This is a genomic window from Flavobacterium sp. Root420 (assembly GCF_001427905.1).
Lineage (GTDB): Bacteria > Bacteroidota > Bacteroidia > Flavobacteriales > Flavobacteriaceae > Flavobacterium.
Genome location: NZ_LMEF01000031.1, coordinates 241,902 through 263,384, shown reverse-complemented (window position 1 = coordinate 263,384; position 21,483 = coordinate 241,902). Strand labels below are relative to the sequence as shown.

Annotated in this window: 21 protein-coding genes; 6 read left to right on the top strand and 15 right to left on the bottom strand. The window is 33.0% G+C overall.

Annotated elements, in window-relative coordinates:
- Window position 1: 1 nt before the first annotated feature.
- A complete protein-coding gene (locus ASC72_RS20120; protein WP_056195129.1) occupies window positions 2–3,124 on the bottom strand; it encodes a TonB-dependent receptor in 3,123 nt (1,040 codons plus the stop codon).
- 559 nt (window positions 3,125–3,683) lie between these two features.
- On the opposite strand from ASC72_RS20120, the gene ASC72_RS20115 reads away from it, so the two are divergent.
- Window positions 3,684–4,352 (top strand): ribonuclease HII, encoded by a 669-nt coding sequence (locus ASC72_RS20115; RefSeq protein WP_056195126.1) that lies wholly within the window; start codon window positions 3,684–3,686, stop codon window positions 4,350–4,352.
- Window positions 4,353–4,402: 50 nt separating this feature from the next.
- On the opposite strand, the gene ASC72_RS20110 is transcribed toward ASC72_RS20115, so the two are convergent.
- The 6 genes from ASC72_RS20110 to ASC72_RS20085 all read right to left on the bottom strand — a co-directional run bounded on the left by ASC72_RS20110 (window position 4,403) and on the right by ASC72_RS20085 (window position 9,237).
- A complete protein-coding gene (locus ASC72_RS20110) occupies window positions 4,403–5,254 on the bottom strand; it encodes a nuclear transport factor 2 family protein (RefSeq protein WP_056195123.1) in 852 nt (283 codons plus the stop codon).
- A 170-nt stretch (window positions 5,255–5,424) separates the two neighbouring features.
- The gene (locus ASC72_RS20105; protein ID WP_056195120.1) at window positions 5,425–6,024 is read right to left on the bottom strand and encodes an NAD(P)H-dependent oxidoreductase; all 600 of its coding nucleotides are present in this window, start codon (window positions 6,022–6,024) and stop codon (window positions 5,425–5,427) included.
- Between the two features lie 78 nt (window positions 6,025–6,102).
- Complete coding sequence (locus ASC72_RS20100) at window positions 6,103–6,921, bottom strand: AraC family transcriptional regulator (protein WP_056195114.1); 819 nt, start codon at window positions 6,919–6,921, stop codon at window positions 6,103–6,105.
- A gap of 27 nt (window positions 6,922–6,948) precedes the next feature.
- Window positions 6,949–7,647, bottom strand: a complete 699-nt coding sequence (lipB, locus tag ASC72_RS20095) for a lipoyl(octanoyl) transferase LipB (RefSeq protein ID WP_026985780.1) — start codon at window positions 7,645–7,647, stop codon at window positions 6,949–6,951.
- Window positions 7,648–7,652: 5 nt separating this feature from the next.
- Window positions 7,653–8,408 (bottom strand): hypothetical protein, encoded by a 756-nt coding sequence (locus tag ASC72_RS20090; RefSeq protein WP_241775764.1) that lies wholly within the window; start codon window positions 8,406–8,408, stop codon window positions 7,653–7,655.
- Window positions 8,409–8,508: 100 nt separating this feature from the next.
- Entirely contained in the window at window positions 8,509–9,237 is a 729-nt protein-coding gene (locus tag ASC72_RS20085; protein WP_056195108.1) for a hypothetical protein, read from the bottom strand.
- 371 nt (window positions 9,238–9,608) lie between these two features.
- On the opposite strand from ASC72_RS20085, the gene lysS reads away from it, so the two are divergent.
- The 3 genes from lysS to ASC72_RS20065 all read left to right on the top strand — a co-directional run bounded on the left by lysS (window position 9,609) and on the right by ASC72_RS20065 (window position 11,939).
- Window positions 9,609–11,312: a lysine--tRNA ligase gene (gene lysS / locus ASC72_RS20075; RefSeq protein ID WP_056195190.1), complete on the top strand. Its 1,704-nt coding sequence runs from the start codon at window positions 9,609–9,611 to the stop codon at window positions 11,310–11,312.
- Window positions 11,313–11,415: 103 nt separating this feature from the next.
- Window positions 11,416–11,649, top strand: coding sequence for a hypothetical protein (locus tag ASC72_RS20070; RefSeq protein WP_056195099.1), 234 nt, complete (start codon window positions 11,416–11,418; stop codon window positions 11,647–11,649).
- The gene (locus ASC72_RS20065) at window positions 11,634–11,939 is read left to right on the top strand and encodes a type II toxin-antitoxin system RelE/ParE family toxin (RefSeq protein WP_056195093.1); all 306 of its coding nucleotides are present in this window, start codon (window positions 11,634–11,636) and stop codon (window positions 11,937–11,939) included. Before ASC72_RS20070 ends, ASC72_RS20065 begins: the two co-directional genes overlap by 16 nt.
- A gap of 37 nt (window positions 11,940–11,976) precedes the next feature.
- On the opposite strand, the gene ASC72_RS20060 is transcribed toward ASC72_RS20065, so the two are convergent.
- Window positions 11,977–12,579, bottom strand: coding sequence for a hypothetical protein (locus ASC72_RS20060; protein WP_056195090.1), 603 nt, complete (start codon window positions 12,577–12,579; stop codon window positions 11,977–11,979).
- Window positions 12,580–12,679: 100 nt separating this feature from the next.
- The gene (locus ASC72_RS20055; RefSeq protein ID WP_056195087.1) at window positions 12,680–13,705 is read right to left on the bottom strand and encodes a 2-hydroxyacid dehydrogenase; all 1,026 of its coding nucleotides are present in this window, start codon (window positions 13,703–13,705) and stop codon (window positions 12,680–12,682) included.
- 183 nt (window positions 13,706–13,888) lie between these two features.
- On the opposite strand from ASC72_RS20055, the gene ASC72_RS20050 reads away from it, so the two are divergent.
- A complete protein-coding gene (locus ASC72_RS20050; RefSeq protein ID WP_056195085.1) occupies window positions 13,889–14,338 on the top strand; it encodes a hypothetical protein in 450 nt (149 codons plus the stop codon).
- Between the two features lie 61 nt (window positions 14,339–14,399).
- Here the strand turns inward: ASC72_RS20050 and ASC72_RS20045 are convergent, their stop codons facing one another.
- The 6 genes from ASC72_RS20045 to ASC72_RS20020 form a co-directional block, all read right to left on the bottom strand.
- Entirely contained in the window at window positions 14,400–16,877 is a 2,478-nt protein-coding gene (locus ASC72_RS20045; protein ID WP_056195081.1) for a zinc-dependent metalloprotease, read from the bottom strand.
- Window positions 16,878–17,033: 156 nt separating this feature from the next.
- Complete coding sequence (gene hemL / locus ASC72_RS20040) at window positions 17,034–18,320, bottom strand: glutamate-1-semialdehyde 2,1-aminomutase (RefSeq protein WP_056195078.1); 1,287 nt, start codon at window positions 18,318–18,320, stop codon at window positions 17,034–17,036.
- Window positions 18,321–18,355: 35 nt separating this feature from the next.
- Window positions 18,356–18,607, bottom strand: coding sequence for a hypothetical protein (locus ASC72_RS20035; RefSeq protein WP_056195075.1), 252 nt, complete (start codon window positions 18,605–18,607; stop codon window positions 18,356–18,358).
- A gap of 27 nt (window positions 18,608–18,634) precedes the next feature.
- The gene (locus ASC72_RS20030; protein ID WP_056195072.1) at window positions 18,635–19,537 is read right to left on the bottom strand and encodes a glucosaminidase domain-containing protein; all 903 of its coding nucleotides are present in this window, start codon (window positions 19,535–19,537) and stop codon (window positions 18,635–18,637) included.
- The gene (locus ASC72_RS20025; protein WP_056195069.1) at window positions 19,530–20,438 is read right to left on the bottom strand and encodes a 1-aminocyclopropane-1-carboxylate deaminase/D-cysteine desulfhydrase; all 909 of its coding nucleotides are present in this window, start codon (window positions 20,436–20,438) and stop codon (window positions 19,530–19,532) included. The genes ASC72_RS20030 and ASC72_RS20025 overlap by 8 nt, the downstream gene beginning before the upstream one ends.
- A complete protein-coding gene (locus tag ASC72_RS20020) occupies window positions 20,435–20,770 on the bottom strand; it encodes a hypothetical protein (RefSeq protein ID WP_056195066.1) in 336 nt (111 codons plus the stop codon). Before ASC72_RS20020 ends, ASC72_RS20025 begins: the two co-directional genes overlap by 4 nt.
- A gap of 114 nt (window positions 20,771–20,884) precedes the next feature.
- Between ASC72_RS20020 and ASC72_RS20015 the strand changes: the two genes are divergently transcribed.
- Window positions 20,885–21,067, top strand: a complete 183-nt coding sequence (locus ASC72_RS20015) for a DUF5522 domain-containing protein (RefSeq protein ID WP_056195062.1) — start codon at window positions 20,885–20,887, stop codon at window positions 21,065–21,067.
- Window positions 21,068–21,483 lie beyond the last annotated feature (416 nt).

The window sequence follows — 21,483 nt, the reverse complement described above, 5'->3', positions numbered from 1 at the left end:
TTTATAAACTTACATTTATTCCAACTGATATTACCTTAGAACGTGGCGTACCATTAATGTCTACTCCATTTGTTTCCATTTCAGGGTTAATACCTTTATAGTCTGAAATTAACCAGATGTTTTGTGCCTGAGCAAAAACTCTAAAATTATCAACTCCAATTTTATCCATTAACATCTTAGGCAATGTATAACCTAAACTAATATTATCAAGTGAGATAAAATCACCATCTTCAACGAAACGCGTACTAGCACTTCCTGAAAGGTTTGTAAATGTATTTGAACTTGCGTATAATCTTGGTGTCCATCCGTCTCCAGGATTATCAACACTTTGCCATCTTCCTAAAATCTCTGTTCCGTTGTTGTTAAAGTTTTGATTCATCAACTCTCTTCTTGTAGCGTTAAAAATCTTATTTCCTCCACTAAATCTAATCATGAAACCAAGGTCAAGATTCTTGTATTTCATACTAGATGTAAACGAACCGTAATATGTTGGCAAAGTATTTCCTAAAATAGCTTTATCAGTAGCAGCTAATGTTGCAGCTGCTCCAGTTGTTCCAGGATTAGCAGGATCAAAAACAGTATAAGTAGTAGTCGCCAGGTTTCCTTGTACTAAACTACCATCAGCTTTATAGTAAACCGGGTTACCATTTGCTTTATTTACACCCCAATATTTGAATCCGTATAAAGAGTTAATTGATTCACCCTGTCTAATAATGATATTCGGTGCAATGTTAACTATATCCTGAGATGTACCAAAAGATGAAGAACCTCCTGTTATATCTTGTCCATTAACTAAACCAGTAACTACGTTTTTACTAAGAGTCAAATTAGAAGACACATCCCATGTAAAGTTAGCATTGTTTATTGCTTTGAAACTTACAGCAAATTCATATCCTTGATTATACATTTTACCAACGTTAGAGTTGATAATACTGTTAGGAACACCTAAAGAGCCTGCAACAGGAGCTGCTAATACTAAACCGTCAATATCATTCTTATAATAGTCAAATGCAACAGTCAAACGATTATTGAATAATCCTAAATCTACACCAAAATCAATTTTATTACTAGTTTCCCATTGTAATTGATCATTACCAAATTGATAGTAACCAATCCCATTTAAAGAACCATATGGAGAACCAATCATAAGTCCTTTTGAAGGGTAAGCCATACCACCTAATACATCAACGTTACCAACTTCAGAGTAAGAACCTCTAAATTTCAAATCAGAAACAGTACTACTAATTCCTTCCATGAAACTTTCCTTAGAAACTGTCCAACCTGCAGAAACTCCAGGAAAATTATGGTATCTAACATCTTTCTCAAATTGAGAAATTCCATCACGTCTAAGAGAAGCTTGTACAAAATATTTCTCTTTATAGTTGTATGTTAAACGACCTAAGTACGATATAATTCCTTTTTCAGAAGCACTACCACCAGAATCTTTAGTCGCATAAGTACCTGTTACTAAATTTTGATCGTAAAAATCACTTAAAATATCACTTCCTGAACCCCATAATACTTTAGTACGTGATTTTTGATACTCAGCAACACCTGTTAAACCTAAGTTATGATCTTCAGCAAAAGTATGCTTGTAATTCAAAATATTTTGCCAGTTCCATCTCAATAGATTAGTGTTGTCCTGATACAAAGATCCATTAACTCCACGACCGTCTCCATGTACTGGGTTCCAATATTGGTAACCATCTGTTGAAGCATTATCTCCACTTACCTGTAATTTATAACTTAAGTCAGAAGTAATTTTTGCATTTGCAAATGCACTTACTAAAATTCTTGTAGTTGTAGATTTATATTTATTATGATCAAGAACATAAATAATATTTGTAATGTTATCTCCTGCTGGGTCTGTATTATTCCATTGACCAACGTTATTACCATTTGGTGAAATGTTATAACCAGTAGGGTCAGCTGCATCATAAATTGGCGTATTAGGCAACTGTCTGGTAGCATTAAAAATATTACCTGATAAACCATTTGCGTTAATATTTAACCCATTATACTCTGTTCTACTTACAGCTACATTGGTACCAACACTTAACCATTTATTAATATCCTGATCAATATTAGCTCTAACAGAATATTTTTTCATATCATTAGCTAAATTGATACCATCTAAATCTGTTAATCCTAAAGACAAATAATACTTTGTTTTTTCTGAACCTCCACTAAAATTAAGATTATGTGTAGTTTGAGGTGCATTTCTTAAAACTGCACCTTGCCAGTCTGTATTATATGCGTTACCAATAGCCCATGGAGTTTGTCCTCTGTTTGTTCTTTTTTCATTAGAAATAACTAAGAAATCAGGAGTTTGTAACAAATCATATGTTTTAGCGGCACTAGCAACACCAAAAACACTTGAGTAAGTTACTTTTAAAGTACCTTTTTTTCCACTTTTGGTAGTAATCAAGATTACACCATTAGCCGCTCTGGAACCGTAAATAGCAGTTGCAGCACCATCTTTTAACACATCAAAAGATTCGATATCTTCTGGGTTAATATCCGCTAAACCATTTGTAGCAGAAACACCACCAATATCACCAGAATAAATAGGCACACCATCAACAACAATTAATGGCTCAGTACTTCCAGAAATAGATCCAACACCTCTAATTCTAATTTTTGGAGCACCTCCAATAATACCACTATTAGTTAATACCTGAACCCCTGTCGCTCTACCAGCTAAAACACCCTCGAAAGAAGGAGTAACCAAGTTAGCGATGTCTTTTCCTGCAATTTTAGAAATAGAACCTGTTACTTCTTTTCTTTTCTGAACACCGTAACCAACAACTACAACTTCATTCATAAGTTGTGCTTCTGATTCTAGTTCAACGTTTACTGTGTTTGAAGATCCCACAGTAATTTGTTTGTTATTCATACCTACATATGAAAACACTAATACATCTCCTGTTTTTGCTTTTACAGAATAACTTCCGTCAAAGTCAGTTTGAGTACTTGCTTTACTACCTTTTACAGCAACATTTACTCCTGGAATTACTCCTGTCTTATCTGAAACTTTTCCAGATACAGTTCTCTCTTGAGCAAAAGAAAACTGCATAGACAACGCTATTAAAAGCGTACAAATCCATTGTAATTTTAATTTCATTTTAATTTATTTTGAATTAGTATGGGGCAAACATCTTAATTATTTCTTAAAATAACAAACTATTCAATTTAAATTTTTTCAATATTATTAACAATACCTTAATATTTTCCCGAAAAATATAACTGAATTTGAAAATTAGTAATTTAATTCCTATGAAATTTATTAAAAAACAGCAAATTTGAATCAAAAATTGTTAACATATTTTAACAATTCAAAAATTTAAATATCAAACCCAAAAAAAACATGAATAATTTTTATTAAGATCGTGATTTTTACAACTAATTTTGAGGTTTTGATAATTCCAAGCTTTTTTTACATCATAATGTAATTTATTTAAAAGGATTGTTGTGATTTCTTTCAAAATAATTCAAAAAAAGCAGCATCAGTAAAAAATAATAGGTAAAAATTTAATAAAAAACATAGCAATACTACATATCAGTTACCGATAATAAAGATTAATTAGATGGAAAATCCCAAAACAATTCTCTATTCAAATTTTAGGAGAATTTTTTAGAATCATTTTTTAGAAAAATTTATATTTGCTATTCAAAATAAAAACATGCTTCAACTTAATTATTCAGGACATATATTAGAAACCGGAACGGATGAAGCTGGCCGAGGATGTCTGGCTGGACCGGTTACTGCTGCTGCAGTGATTTTGCCTGTCGATTTTGAAAATCAATTTTTAAACGACAGTAAACAATTGTCTGAAAAAGAGAGATTTGTTTTAAAACCAATTATAGAACAACATGCAGTCTGTTATTCTGTGACACATTTATTTCCGGATGAAATTGATGAAATAAATATTCTAAATGCGTCAATGAAAGGAATGCAGGAATGCATCTTAAAATTAAACCAAAAGCCGGATTTTATTATTGTAGATGGCAATCGGGCCCTGAATGCAAAATTAGGCTTAAGAAATACTTTTGGAAAACAATTTTCTATTGAAGAAATAGAATTACTAAAATCAATTCCGAATCAGAGTATCATAAAAGGTGATGCAAAATTTTTAAGTATTGCTGCGGCATCAATATTGGCTAAAACGTATCGCGACCTATATATGGAGCAAATTCATGAAGAGTTCCCGATGTACAACTGGAAACAAAACAAAGGTTATCCAACCAAAGAACATCGTGACGCCATTCGTGAACATGGTACTACAAAATATCATAGAATGAGTTTCAGACTTTTGCCAGATCAATTAGAATTGGACTTTTTTGAAATATAAAAGGCTTATCACAAATCGATAAACCTTTTTTTATAATTTTAAAATATAATTTACTTTTTACTTCTTAAAAATTCTGCAAATTGTTTGGTATCAAAATAAAAAGACCGGATTGCTGTAATTTTTCCATTCTTCACATCAAAATGTTCTGAAATTGGCATCGAAAGAGTTTTGCCTGATTTTTTTGCTTTGCATTTTATAGTGAAATAAATAATCACTTCATTTTTGGTAGCATCGCTAAAATAAACCGGTTCTTTTTCTATTTCCAGATCAAAAAACTCACTTGATTTTGCATACATTTTTGTCCATTCATTAAAACCTACATAAGTTCCGCCATACGGCAAACCTTCTGCCTGACTATAGATTGCTCCTTCTTCAATTATGGTCGCCATAACGTTAAAGTCTCTTGTTTTAAAAAGACATTCGTAATATTTAGCTACAACTTTAAAATTATCCGTTTCAAGGTTTTTTAGAATTTCAGACTCCGACAAGGTAACTCCCTGATCCCAAAAGCCAATAATTTTGCTTACCTGACCTTTTCCGTTTAATCGGGCAAAATCCCGGCCCGCCATGATCAGCTTATTTTTTGAATCCAGAATTTTCCAATCCCAGGTTACATAATTGTCTTTTACTACTTTTGAACCTGAAGTCAATATAGCATCGGGAAATTTTTTGTAAAATTCATTAATGACATTGTTCAATGCAACTGCGCCTTTTATAGACGCAGAAGGATCTTCAAAAGTACTGTCGTCTAACCAAATTGTTTTTATCAATTTCAGTCGGACATCACTGTTATGTTCCTGCCACACTTTTTCATAAACAGCAATGGGATTTAATTTATCCTTCTTTTGAGCAAAAACATTGTTTAAGAAAAAAAGGAAACAAAGAAAGTAGATTTTTCTCATAAGCTCAAAATTAGATTGGTTAAGATTCTCCCTAAAAAGTATTAATCCAAATTTACCACAAAAACATTAGAAAATCACCTGTACTTTCATAATTTGCGATCCATTCAAAATCCTGGCTTTTACAAATGCATTTTTACATTTTTTGCAATATTCTCTTTTATAATAAATTTCTATTCAAAAGCAACTGGCTCATTACTGGATTTAAAAACAGTTATAATCTCATTTTTCCATTCTAAAATGCTTTCTGCGGAAGCTCTATCCGCTTTATCAAAATAAAAATGTTGCTGAATTTTTAAACCGCAATAATTAAAAATTCCAGTATCAGAAGTTAAGGCTAAAGCTTTATCCAATCCGCTTTCTGCATATTCTGCATTCGATTTCCCATGCGAATTGATAATGATAGTACTTTTGCCTGATAACAATCCTTTTTGAACACCCTGATCGTATCGGTAAGCAAATCCGTAACTGAAAACACGGTCAATATAACCTTTCATAATGGCCGGCATTCCCGTCCACCAAATTGGATAAATAAAAATAATACGATCTGCCCAAGTAATAAAATCCTGTTCTGTTTGGACATCTTCAGTAACTTTTCCCATTCTTTGTCCGTTCATATCTTCTAAAGAGAGAACCGGATTAAAATTGATTTCATTTAAATCACGAAGAATGATTTCTTCCCCGAATTTTTCCAAACTTTCAAGAACAGTTTGTTTGAAGAAATGATTTAAACTAGCTGGATTTGGATGCGTATAAATAATTAAATTTTTCATGTTTTCTATTTTTTAAGATTGAACATGACAAATGTAAAACGCAAGCTTGGGCTACAATTGTAAGAAAACGAAATTGCTTTATTCTATTTTTGAACTGCAGATATCGTTTTGAAATTTTAAATATTTTGTTGGAGAAATATTCATATAAAATTTAAAGTCATGAATGAGCTGACTTTGGTCATAATAACCGCATTCATTAACGATGGTTAACCAATCTGTTTTAGAATGACTTTCAATGTTTTTTTCGATTTCGGTAATCGCTTTTAAAAACCTTTCGTAGCGATTAGCTTCTTTAATGGTGTAGCCAAAAACCTTTTTCTGATTCAGCTGAATGTTTCTTTCTGTCTGATTTACCTGTGTAGCAATTGTTTTTATCGGATTTAGATTTTCTTCTTTAAAATCGGTCAAAAGTGTGGTTATTTTGCTTTGTTCTCTGATATAGGGTTTGCAGAAATCTAAAATATAAGCCACTCTTTGCGTAGGGTCAGGAATACTTTGAAGTTCTTCCCATAATAGGCTGAAACAATTTTCCTGAATTAAAGCATCCGGATGAATTGGCAAAGCATCAAATAGTGCATTTCCGAAGAATCTATAAAAAGCATCTTCTTTAAAATTAGCAACTAAAATTTCTGAATTTGGCTCTAATGTATAATCGAAAGCCTGTTTTATTGGACCTAAAACAATACATTTTTCGACTTCAAGAATAGTATTTTGATTTGATCTTAAAACCGATTTTGTACCGAAATTAAAAACTAAAATGGTTTGAAAACTCGGCAATAAGGTTTTTGTGATGGGAAAATCGGTTTTATTTTCTGCGAAATAAAAATGAGAAAAAACAGTTTTAAATGCTGAAGGAACAGCAATTCTATAATTGTTATTTTCTTCAGCATTTTTCATACTATTTTATATTTTAAAAGCTATTTTCTAAACAAATTCGGCTTCAAACAATTGAGTCAAATGTTTGATTATTTTGGCTTTTACTTCGTCTTCATCTACTTTTTCAACGCCAAGTTCTACTTGTAAGGATGTAACACCTTTTCCACGAATTCCACACGGAATAATATTATCAAAATAACCTAAATCGACATTTACATTTAAAGCAAATCCGTGCATGGTTACCCAGCGTGAGGCACGAACACCAAGCGCACATATTTTGCGCGCAAACGGAGTTCCAACATCTAGCCAAACTCCTGTCTCACCTTCGCTTCTTCCGCATTTTAAACCGTATTCTTCTAAAGTCAGAATAATCGATTCTTCCAGAAAACGTAAATATTTATGGATATCGGTAAAGAAATTTTCTAAATCCAAAATTGGATAGCCTACAATTTGTCCTGGACCATGATAGGTGATATCGCCGCCACGATTGATTTTATAGAAAGTCGCTCCTTTGGCTTCGAGTTGTTTTTCGTTTAATAATAAGTTCTCTAAATCACCGCTTTTACCTAAAGTATAAACGTGTGGATGTTCGACGAAAAGTAAATAGTTGGGTGTCTCTAATTCTAGTTCTTCTCTTCTGTTTTTGATTTTTAAGTCGACTATATCTTTGAAAAGTTCTTCCTGATATTCCCAGGTCGATTTATAATCTTTACTTCCTAAATCTTGAAGTTGGATTTTTTTATTCATTTTTATTATTTTTCAAACTCGACATCAAAGTTGAGTTTGTCAGGATTCTCCATATAATCCGTGAAAGGGTATTGAATTGTAATTGTTTTTCTATCCTCGCTAAACAATGCATTTGCGTTGGACACCTTTTTTACAGGTTTAGGAAAATGATATTTAATAATATAGTTTGACGAAGCAAACATCATTTTAGACATATCTGCTGTAGAATCAGCGACTTTCTCAGTAATTTTTTGCTTGTCTATGATTGCTTCACGCGTAAATTTCTTTCCGTCGTATGTATAGCTCAATTTACTTTTATTATCTCCTAAGCCTCCAAACGGAGTTGAAGGAGCATTTCCGCCTTCCAGTTTTTGAAGAGCGCTCATAGATTGTAATATATCCTGCAATTCATTTACACTTTTAAAATCAGTTGCAATGTTCATTAAAAACTGTTTTTGCTCTCCGTTCATCTTTATATTGAACACAAAATTTTCTAATTTTTTAATTTCCTTTTGAGCTTCAGGTGATAATTTTGAAATACTATCTTGTTTTTCAGCAATTAATTGTTTGAAGGTAAAAGTAGAATCGACATTTTTTTTAGCATCAGCTCCCATTTGATTTCCGAGTTGATCGCCTGCCATTTCCATTAAAGCCGAACCGTCTATGTCTACAGAGAATTTTCCGGCTCCGTTATCATTGATATACATGTTTTCAGTAAAAGTGCAACTTGTTAGTGTTGCCAATAAAAAAGAAAAACTAAGTAATTTATATAATTTCATCATGGTTAATTTTTTATCAAAGATACGAACTCTATTTTATTTTTAAAGGCTCTGAGGTTCTGAGTTTTTATTGAATGACCTTACATCTCTTTTACTATTATTTTTAATTACTACTTGGCTCCAAAATTACTTCTAAATTCGTCATTTCAGGATTTTGCAAACAATCTGAAAGTTGAAATTCTAATATTAATGATTTTTTATCAGGACTAAGAATTGCTTTTTCATTCGAAACTGATTTTATTTTTCCAGGAAAATGATATTTTAAAGTATAGGATTGTACTAGTTTATGTTTAGCGTACGTTTTTTTTCTTTCTTCAAGCATTTTTTTATTGCGATCAAACTCTTCCTGATCAACAATAACTAAATTCCTTTTAAAAGTAAGCCCATCGAAAGTATATTTTATTTTAAAAAATTCCTTTGAAACCGGATAATTCTCTTTTAAAGAATTTGCCAAACTAAGGCTTTCATAAACATTCGGTAATTCTTCTATTTTTTTAAAGTCAGAAGAAATTACATTAAAATTTTCCATTTGAATGGGATCTAGTTTTACATGCATTTTAACGTTGGCATGTGCCCGAAACAGCGCCTGATCCGCTTTATTAAATTTCACAAATGTTGCTGCATATTTTGTGATATAATCCTGAAAAACAAATAGTGTATCTGTAAATTTTTCCGAGCCTGAAAGAGGACGTCCTAATTGTAAATAACTGTTTTCGTCTCGTAATTGAAAAACTTCAATACTTCCGCTTCCATCTGGATTGATGTTTATAGTTTCGGTGATTTGGCAGCTTGAGACCAAGAGTAAGAGTAAAAGGGCTTTTATATAGTTCATTTTTTTGAAGGTTCTGAGGTTCTGAGATGCTAAGATACTGAGGTTTTTTTGTTTGTCATTGCGAGGAACGAAGCAATCTCATTTGATTGTCTATTTCTATTTTATTCTAATTTGATTTAGATCGTGTGATTGCTTCGTTCCTCGCAATGACAAATACTCCAACTAAAACTTCTTTTGAAAACTAAAACTTCTAATCTAGCCCCGATAGAAGCGGTATCCTTTTTTGCTTTTTCTGCAAAAAAGATACAAGCGGATAGCGGGACTGAAGGTGATTGAAATACTATAATTTTCTGCTTCAAAAAATCTAAAAACTGCATTCTGAAATGTACATTCTTTTCTTTATCTTTGCAGACTTAAAAAAAGAGCACAAAATGGCATTATCAGAACAAGAAATCATTAGAAGAGAAAAACTTCAAAACTTACGCAACTTAGGAATCAATCCTTATCCTGCTAATCTTTTTCCAGTAAATCATACTTCAAAGCAAGTGAAGGAGTCTTTTGAAGAAGGTAAGAAGGTGATCGTTGCGGGACGTTTGATGAGTGTTCGTGATCAGGGAAAAGCATGTTTCGCTGAATTGCAGGATAGCGAAGGTCGTTTGCAATTGTACGTGAATCGCGATGTTTTGTGCGTTGGAGAGGATAAAACATTGTACAATACGGTTTTTAAAAAATTAACTGATTTAGGGGATTTTATTGGTATTGAAGGAGAATTGTTTACCACGAAAGTGGGTGCACAATGTATTCGTGTTGACGGATTTACTTTTTTAAGTAAAACACTTCGTCCGCTTCCTTTGCCAAAAACGGATGAAGACGGAAATGTTCACGATGCGTTTAATGATCCTGAATTGCGTTACAGAATGCGTTATGTAGATTTAACTGTGAATCAACACGTTAAAGACACTTTCATCAAACGTACGAAGTTGTTTAGCGCTATGCGTGGTTATTTTAACGATGCTGGGTATCTTGAGGTTGAAACTCCGGTTTTACAGCCTATCCCGGGTGGTGCTGCGGCGCGTCCGTTTACTACGCACCATAATTCGCTTGATATTCCGCTTTACATGCGTATTGCAAATGAATTGTATTTGAAAAGATTAATTGTTGGTGGTTTTGAAGGTGTTTATGAGTTCTCTAAAAACTTTAGAAATGAAGGAATGGACAGAACGCATAATCCTGAATTTACCGCTATGGAAATATATGTAGCCTACAAAGACTACAACTGGATGATGGAATTTGCTGAAGGTTTGCTTGAGCATTGCGCGATTGCCGTAAACGGTACCAGCGAAGTTACTTTTGGCGAGCACAAAATCAATTTTAAAGCGCCTTACGCCCGTGTTACCATGACGGATTCTATCAAACATTTTACTGGTTTTGATATCTCAGGAAAAAGCGAAGACGAATTGTTTGAAGCTGCGAGAGGAATGGGAATTGACGTTGATAAAACAATGGGGAAAGGAAAATTGATTGATGAAATTTTTGGCGCTAAATGTGAAGGAAATTATATTCAGCCAACTTTCATTACGGATTATCCTAAAGAAATGTCGCCTTTATGTAAAGAACACCGAGACAATCCAGAACTTACAGAGCGTTTTGAATTGATGGTTTGTGGTAAGGAAATTGCAAATGCTTATTCTGAACTGAATGACCCAATTGATCAACGTGAGCGTTTTGAAGACCAAATGCGTTTGTCTGAAAAAGGTGATGATGAAGCAAACGGAATTATTGATGAAGACTTTTTAAGAGCTTTAGAATACGGTATGCCTCCAACATCTGGAATGGGAATTGGTATGGATCGTTTGATTATGTATTTAACAAACAATGCATCAATTCAGGAAGTTTTATTGTTTCCGCAAATGCGTCCGGAAAAAAAACAAGCTTCGATTGAATTGTCTGATGAAGAGAAATTTATCGTGGATTTATTGAAAGGAAATGAAAATAAAATGGATCTTCAGCAATTAAAAATTACTGCGAATTTAAGTGGTAAAAAATGGGATGCGTCCATGAAAAATTTATCTAAACATGGCTTGACTAAAGTTGCTATTGAAGGTGAGTTTAAGACAGTTGAATTGGTGGAATAGTTTTTTAATCTTATTTTATCATAATATAGCCCGACAGGTTTTAAAACTTGTCGGGCTTTTTATTAAATTTACATAACTTTTGAACACTCAAAATCGTATAATTATGAGCACTTTAGAAATAAAACTAGAAATATTTGACAGGTTAAAAAACATTGAGGATGTAAGCTTACTTGAAAAAATTAGAAATCTCTTAAAAAATGCAGATACTTCTGAAGTTTATCAATTTGAACAATATGAATTAGATATGCTGAAGGAAAGTGAAGAAGACATTAAATACGGCAGAGTTATTTCTCAGGAAGATTTAGATAAAGAAGATTTAGAATGGCTATCAAAATAATCTGGACTAATACTGCTGTTTTACAAAGAAGAAAAATATTAAGTTACTGGAAAAAAAGAAATAAATCACCTACTTATTCAAAAAAGTTAATTGTTGAAATAATGGAAAGAGTTCGGTTTTTATCTCTTAATCCGGAAATTTATATTAAAACAGATTTTCCTAATATTCGAACTTCTACACTAGGACATTATAATATCTTTTACAAAATAACTACGAATGAATTAATCGTTGTAGCATTTTGGGACAATCGCAGAAATCCTAAAGTACTTTATAAAATATTAAATAAGTAGTCTACATAAAAAATCTGTCGGGTTTTTTATGTTTTATCTAAAACGAATACTTCTCCAATTTCTTAGAATAAATATCCAAAACAACAGGAGATTCCTTAGGAATATCGCCTTTCCATTTTTCCTGAACCGATGGATTTGATGGGTATTTTCTGTTTATCATTTTTAGGTAATGCAATGTATTTCCACTTTTTACAATAAGATCCTTAAATTTTTCGGAAGAAGTATTTGCTACAAAAAAAGGAAAGTCAGTTACTGTAAAAGAATTGATTACACTTCCGTCGTTATTTAAAATATATCCTGAACAGCCTCCGCTTCCGCAGAAATAAGGATTAGAGAAACCAACAAAATATTCGTTTTTCTTATCGTTATTTAAATCGTAAGCTTCATAATAAAAATATCGATCGTCTTTTGTCATAGCCGGTAAATCTTTCTTCAGCAATACTAAAAGCTGTTTTCTGATCGTCTCAACTGCTTTATCATCTCTGGGAGGGGCTTCGCTTAAATCTGCGGTACCGGCCGCTGTTTTCGATAACGTATCTTCTGCAATGGTTTTGATGATATTTTTTGATGTTGGTTTTTCTTTATTCTGACAGGAAATCATCACCATGATTCCCAGGAAAATTAAAAATTTACTTTTCATAATTTCTTTTCTTTAAGATTCTTACTATTACGTTTTGAAACCCGACAGTCCCAAAGCCTCGGGATTAAAAACCTGTCGGGTTTAATAATATGATTTGAATTTAGACCCGTAACGACGCTTTGTTTTCAATATCATTTTCATTGATCAATGCTTTAATATTATTAAAAGTAACCAAAGCAATCTGGGTCAAAGCTTCATTGGTAAAAAATGCCTGATGTGCTGTTACCAAAACATTCGGAAAACTCATTAGACGCTGAATTGCATCATCCTGAATAATATCTGCAGAAAGATCTCTGAAAAACAATTTTTCTTCCTGTTCGTAAACGTCAATTCCCAAATAACCTATTTTACCTTCCTTCAAACCTTCAATAACACAGGCTGTTTCTATTAATCCGCCACGGCTGGTATTGATAATCATAACGCTGTCTTTCATTTCATCAATAGACCTTTTATTGATTACGTGTTTCGTTTGTTCGTTTAATGGGCAATGCAACGAAATAATATCGCTAGTTTTGAAAATGTTTTCTAAAGAGACAAATTCAACTCCGTCTTTTTCCATTTCAGGATTTGTGACGATATCATAAGCCAGAACTTTGCATCCAAAACCTAAAGCTATTTTCGCAAATGCTTTTCCGATGTTTCCGGTTCCGATAATTCCGATTGTTTTTCCGAATAAATCAAAACCCAATAATCCGTTTAGAGAGAAGTTTTGCTCCCGGACTCTATTATAAGCTTTATGTGTTTTTCGGTTTAAAGTCAAAATCATCGCCATAGCGTGTTCTGCAACAGCTTGCGGAGAGTAAGCAGGAACTCGGCATACTTTTAAATTGAATTTTTTGGCAGCTTCTAAATCGACATTATTAAAACCGGCACAGCGTAAGGCAATAATTTTTACATTCTTTTCTGCCAATTGTTTAATCACTGCTTCGTTCACAATATCATTTACAAAAACACAAACGATTGCTGCATTTTCGATTAAAATTACGGTTTGAGGGTTCAATTGTGTTTCAAAGAAATCCAAGTCAAAACCAAAATCTTTATTGTATTTATTAAAGAACGTTTTATCGTAAGGCTGCGTCGAGAAAAACGCAATTTTATTATTGTTTGATGGAGATTCTATATTCATAATAAGTTCTTAGCTTGTTTGTAGCTTAAAAATACGCAATTAAATCTGTAATTTTATCCTTATGAAAGCGTTTTTAATGAATTAATTTCCAATTTGTTAAATAAAATATAATTCTGAGAATCAAATTAAACCTAATGAATTTGCTAAAGTCTAAACGATATAAACAATTAAAAAACTTACATCATGAAAAAATTATTTATCGCAGCTTTGTTATTCGTTGGAGTAGCAAGTTTTGCACAAGACACGGATAATAATCCAACTCAGGATCATAAAGAGCACAAAGAAAGAATGACTCCGGAACAGCGTAATGAGAAACAGTTGAAAAAATTAACAACTGAATTAAATTTAGATGCTAATCAACAAGCGCAGGTAAAACAATTATTAGCCGAAAGAAGTGCAAAAGCTGAAAAATTCAGAGAAGCCCGTCAAGCGAAAAAAGACAGCGATGTAAAACCAACAGCTGAAGAAAGAGACGCTTTCAAAAAAGAAATGATGGCAGAAAAAGACGCTAACGATGCTAAAATGAAAGGTATTCTGACTGCTGACCAATACACAAAATGGAAAACCATTCAGGAGCAAAACAAAGACAAGGCTAGAGAGAAAATGAAAGAATACAAAAAAGAGAAAATCTAACTTTTTGTCCCAAAACAAAAAAAGAGGCTTAATTTAAGCCTCTTTTTTTATTTCTATAAATCTATTTAATCGGATTTAATATCAAATCAATTCTTTTGATGCAATCCTCATAATGGTATTTTGTTTCTGTACTTACGCCCAAAGCTTTTGCTGCTGCAAGTGATTTTTTCAGAACATTTAATTCACCACGAACCAAAGCTCTTAAATCAGACTGAGATACATTGTAATACACCGTTGATCTGTCTGCTGGCTTAATTTCCTCGGTCATTAAATAGGCCATTCTGTCAATATAAGCTCTTTGCAGATTTCTACGGTAAATGGTAACATTAGTTGCTGTACCCGCTTCTTTCCAAATTCCTTTTCGGGTATCTTTAAATAAATCAAGTGCTTTATACGTATCAGCGCCCAGAATTTCATTATCCATTAATCTTCCAATTCGACCAAGACTCAACAAATTATTTAAATGTCTAACCTGTAGATTTCTAAATGTTTCTGTGTAACCTGCAAAATTGGTGTTTTTTAATGTATTGACATTTACAATCCAGGTTGGAGATGCAAAAGCATTTGTCTGTAACCAATTCATCGCTTCAATTTGTTTTGCTTTCGGAACTACTTCATAAACATTTCCTGCCTGATTTGGGTTTTTAGTATTTTCATAAACTCCTCCAACATTGGTTACAACATGACCTACATAACGACTCCAAACATCTAACATTTCTTTGTATAATTCATCTAAATCTCCGTAATCATTGGTTACATTGCTCGTCCATTCGCTTAAATGATTAGCAACATATTCCAGATTTTTCATACCATACGTACTTGCTTTCATCGAATTATTCCCGATATCTTCAGTTTGTGAAGAAGGATCAAATGCACTGCTTTGTTTTCCGAATTTATAAATCGGATTTCCGGCTTTATCTAAAATCCATTTGTCTAAAGTTGCTTTTTCATCCTGAGGAGATTTAGCATTTGGAATCACTCTGTATCCCCAGTTTAAAGCATAATGATCGTACGCTCCCATTTTACGAATAAATCGAATATTTTGATCTCCCGGCTGTGCAATATAATTGTATCGGGCATAATCCATTATACTGGCTGAAATTCCGTTTTCTTGTGTAAAAATTCCGTTTCTGTAACTTTCGCAATCATACGAAGAGCTCGCGCCCATATTGTGAGGAAAACCTAATGCGTGACCCACTTCGTGAGCGATTACCATACGCATCATTTCGCCCATTTCTTCATCACTGGTTTGCAAAGTTCTTGCTTTTGGATTTGCAGCTCCGGTTTCTAACAAATAACGGTTTCTGTACGAACGCAAATGATTGTGATACCAAATAACATCACTTTCGATAATTTCTCCAGTACGTGGATCTGAAACGCTTGGCCCAACTGCATTTCTGGTTGTGCTTGCCACATAACGAATTACAGAATAACGAATATCTTCCGGACTAAAATCAGGATCTTCCTGCTTTGTTGGAGCATCTTTTGCAATAATCGCATTTTTAAATCCGGCCGTTTCAAAAGGTTTTTGCCACTCTTCAATTCCTTGTTTAATATATTTTCTCAATTTTTCAGGAGTCGCAGGATCTAAGTAATAGACAATTGGTTTTATTGGTTCAACCAATTCTCCTCTTGCATAAGCTTCAGGATCTTTCGGTTCTAATCTCCAACGGCGAATATAGGTTTTAAGATCTGACTTTAATTCATTGCTTCCATAATCATATTGACTAACTGTAAACCAACCCACACGCGGATCTGCCAGTCTAGGTTTCATTGGCACTTCCGGCAATAAAACCATCGATTGATTCATTTGAATACTAATCGATTCACTTTCTTCTAACATGGATGGTTTTGAAGCATTATACGTCATATCCTGGATTACTTCGATATTCATCGGAAAACTTTTGATTGTATTGATAAAACTTCTTGAATCATCCAATGCTTTTACTTTATATACTTCTCGCATTTCTGCTGATATTCCGCTGATTGCCTTTACATCTGTGCTGTAAAATTTCGTCACATCAATTACGGTATTTGCCGAATCTTTGCTAAAAGCTACAATGTCAAAAGCAAATAAGGTTGGCTCATAATTATTTGATTTTACCGAAATACTAATCGGCAAAGTATCGTTTGCGACAGCGTTATATGATTTAGATTTGATGAGGATTTTATCCTGAAAACGCTGCCAAACAATTAATTGTTCGTTGGTTTCAGAACCGGCATTTACATATCCTCCACCTAAATTAGAAGGAAGTTTAGACAATCTGCTTACCAACAGCATGTCTTTGTCTAAATATTTATTTGGGATTTCGAAATAGTACTTTTTATCTACTTTATGAACTGTAAAAAGTCCTTCATCAGAAACAGCATCTTTCGTAATTACTTTACTGTATTCTTTAATAGTTGACTCTGATTTTTTTTCTGGCGGAGGAGTTGCAGTTTCTTCCTTTTTGGACTTCTTCTTTTTAGATTGGGCAAATTGGTTAACAGGAAATAGCATCAAAGCTGCTATAGTAGATAAAATGAAAAATTTCTTCATTTATTTTTGGTTTAATGGTTATTTGACAAACAAAAATAATTTTTGATTGCAATAATCCAAGAAAACATCTACTCATTAACTTTTTATTAACTAATAAAAAAGGTTCAACTTTTGAGAAAGCTGAACCTTAAATTTATTTATGTTTTGATTTTAAAACTAAAATGTTTTCGAAACCTTATCAATTGCATTAATAGTAAAATCTAAATCTTCGTATGTTAATGCATCTGTAATAAACCAGGTTTCGTATGCTGATGGCGCAATATAAATGCCCTCGTTTAACAATCCGTGAAAGAATTTCTTAAACGTTTCATTATCTCCTTTGGCAGCCGTTTGAAAATCAACAACCGGGTTTGCATCAAAGTGAACAGAAATCATGGAACCTACTCTATTGATTGTAAAAACAACATTATTTGCTTTTAAAACGCTATCAATTCCTGCTTCTAAATAAGCTGTTTTTTCTTCTAAACGAGTAAAAATAGCACGGTCATTATCCAAAGATTGTAACATTGCTAATCCCGCAGCCATTGCTAACGGATTTCCTGATAAGGTTCCTGCCTGATAAACCGGACCAAGAGGTGCTAAATAATTCATGATTTCAGCACGTGCAGCAAAAGCTCCAACTGGCAAACCTCCTCCAATTACTTTTCCGAAAGTTACAATATCAGCATTGATATTATACAATTCCTGAACTCCTCCACGAGCCAAACGGAAACCTGTCATTACCTCATCAAAAATCAATAAAATTCCGTTGGCTGTACACAAATCTCTCAAACCCTGCAAGAAACCTTCCTGAGGCGGAATACAACCCATATTTCCGGCAACGGGCTCAATAATAATGGCTGCAATTTCATTTTTATTGGCTTCGATTAACGTTTTTACATTCTCTAAATCATTGTATTTTGCCAATAAAGTATCTTTTGCAGTTCCTTCTGTAACACCTGGGCTATTCGGAGATCCAAAAGTTACCGCTCCACTTCCGGCCTGAATCAAAAATGAATCTGAATGTCCGTGGTAACAACCTGCAAATTTTATTATTTTATCTCTTTTTGTAAATCCGCGAGCTAGACGAATGGCACTCATACACGCTTCTGTTCCTGAATTTACAAATCTGATTTTATCAATATTCGGAACCATAGAAACAGCCAAAGCAGCAATTTGAGTTTCCAATTCTGTCGGCATTCCAAATGAAGTTCCTAATTTTGCTTTTTCGATCACAGCATCAACAACAGGCTGATAAGCATGACCTAAAACCATCGGCCCCCATGAATTGATATAATCAATTAATTTATTTCCGTCTTCGTCATACAAATAAGCACCTTTGGCACTTTTTACAAAAATTGGAGTTCCTCCTACTGCTTTAAAAGCACGAACTGGCGAATTTACTCCTCCCGGAATTACTTTTTCTGCTTCAGCAAAAAGCTGACTACTTCTTTTATAGATCATTATTTATTTTAGATTTTAGAGTTCTGATTTTAGATTTATCGGCTTAAGCCTTGATTTCTTACAAACTCATTAAAGTATTTTTGTTCAATTTGATTTTCTTCTGAAAGTTCTTCGATTTTATTATCTGACATTCCTAAAGGAGAATAAAATGTCCATTTCCAACATGGACGATATTTTATAAAAAAATGTTTTTCCGCAAATTCATCATGTATATAAATCCCGCAAAAAAGTCTAATTGTCAAAATAATGGCAAAAATAAAAATTCCAATCGAGATTATCTTTTTCATTAATAATTGATAATTAACAATTGATAATTATTTCACTTTAAGCTTCTGTCCGATGGAAAGCGCATTATCTGAAAGATTGTTTTTCTGTTTTATATCATCAACTAGTATGTTGAATTTTTTTGAAATCGAATATAAAGTATCTCCCTTTTGAACTTCATATAAACTCGGATCATTTGAGTTCATATTTATCTTTGGATCCGAAGCCACATCATATGATGGTTTTCTTGTTGGAGCTGATTTATTAATTGCAACATACGTTTTTCCAGTAATCTGACAATCGTATTGATGTAGGTTATAACGCTCGATATAACTAATTAATTTATCCGGATAATTAGGATCTGTCGCGTAACCACAAGCTCTTAATCCTTTTGCCCAGGCTTTGTAATCGTCTTTTTCGTAAGTGAATAAAGAAGCATACCTATTTTTTCCGACTAAAAACAGAGCATGATCACGATAGGATTCTGAAGCTTCTCTGTATTTTCTGAAACATTCCTGAGCCGAATCATCGTCATGACGAACGCTTTCTCCGAGCCAGTCTTTATGGCATTTTATTCCGAAGTGATTATTGGCTTCAATAGCTAAATCCCCTTTTCCTGCACCCGATTCCAATATTCCCTGCGCCAAAATAATACTGGCAGGAATGCCATATTTCTGCATATTTCCCATTGCAATATCTTTGTATTGCAAAACATAATCGTTGATTGAGCTGCTGGTAACGGTAGTTTTTGAAGTCGACTGAATAACTTCAGTCGTATTATTTGTAGAAGGGTAATTTTTGCCAATTGGCTTAACAGGAGTTTGCTTTTTAGCTGCCACTGTCCGGGGCCTCTGAACTGCTGCCTGTTTTTTGGTCGTCGCGATAGCCGGTTTGCTGGATGAACAGCTTGCCAGAACTGCAACTATAAAGAACAATAGGATCTTTTTAATCATTGTTTTTGAGTATTGGTAATTTTTTCTGCTTCAATTTGATATTCATTCCTTCAATTCCCTGTAATCCGCCGGTGTGAATGAGTAAAATTTTTGAATTAGCAGGAAAATAATTTTTGCTGATTAAATCTATAACGCCAAAAACCATCTTTCCTGTATAAATTGGATCTAAGGGCACTTTATTTGTCTCCAAAAAAGCATTAATAAATTCGATTAATTCTAAATTTACCTTGCCATAACCTCCAAAATGATAGTCAGAAATTAAATTCCAGTTATCTTTTTTTGCAAAAATACGAATTTCATCGTTTAAAAAGTCACCTTTTAGTGCCGGAAACCCTAAAATTTTCTGATTTGGCAATGCACTATTAATCAAACCAGAAATCGTGCCACCCGTTCCAACTGCACAACACACATAATTAAAAACGGAATCCTCTTCTGTCAAAATCTCTTCACAGCCTTTTACTGCGAGTTCATTTGTTCCGCCTTCAGGCACTAAATAAAAGTCTCCAAATTTCTCTTTTAGCTTTTCTAAAAAAGAAATTTCACTTTTAAGACGATATTCTTCTCTTGAAACAAATTCAAATATCATTCCGTTTTCCTGAGCAAATTTTAAGGTTGGATTTTCTTCGACTTTATCAAAAAGTTCATCACCTCTAATAATTCCAATCGTTTTAAAACCCTGTTCTTTTCCTGCATAAGCAACGGCCGCAATATGATTGGAGAAAGCACCGCCAAAAGTTAATAAAGTTGTTTTATTTTCGGCTTTCGCCTGAAGTAAATTGTATTTTAGTTTTCTAAATTTATTTCCGGAAACAAACGGATGAATCAAGTCTTCACGTTTTATTGCCAAAGAAATATTGTTCGGAAAATTGATATGAATTTGTTGGTTCAAAATCGGTTTTATTTTAATGTGATATATTTTAAAAACTGAAAAAAAGATCGATTTTTTAGATAATTATGATCCGCTTCATTTGAATAAGCCTCTCTTTCAAAACTAATATTTCGGTACGCCAAATCTTTGTTTTTATATTGAATCAACCGAATCAAATATTCTAAAAAGTACCAAATAAAAAAAGGCAGAATCAGCATTTCTAACTGCTGTCTTAAATGTATTTTTTCATGGTTGACAAAAGTCCCGTTCGTTTTATCAAAACCATATTTTACCACAACAAAAGGAAATACAGCCATTCCGCGATATCCTTTCGGAATTAAATATTTAGCAACAATCAGAAACATTGGCTGTAAAATTTATAAATTTGTAGACATAAAATTGTTTGATTTCATTAAAATCACAATCAATTATTTATTTTTGATTTTTTAAAGAAATGAAACACGACCGAAAGCAGATTTATGAAAGAGCAAAGTAATGAAAATAAATTAATCGAAGGCGAAGATTTTTACTATACGCCCGAAGGTTATAAATGCTTTACTGAAAAACACCATCTAAAACGTGGTTATTGCTGTAAAAGCGGTTGCCGTCATTGTCCGTATGGGTTTGATAAAAAAACCGGACGAATCAGGAAGTCTAATTAGATAATGTGTCAATTAGATAATTCAATAAATCTGAAATCAACAATCTAAAATCTAAAATTATAAAATGGATATTCGCTCACGAAAATTTAGGATTAAAATCCACAAATCCTATCACAGGTCGGATATTCGTTATCCCTAGCTTTTAATTAGAAAATGTGTCAATTAGAAAATGAGATAATTATTTCAGATCGAATTTTCATTGATAAACATTTCGCTTCTATGAAGCTTTTGTAACGGATCGATTTTATTTTCTATAAACATGGCGCCTTTCCAAGGCTACAGAAAACTCCACAGAAGTTCAATATTTATAGATTTATATTTATTTTCTATAAACACAATACCCTTCCAAGGCTGAAAATAACTCCGTAGGAGTGCAATGTTTATAGCATTACAATTATCAATCAGAATTTTAGCTC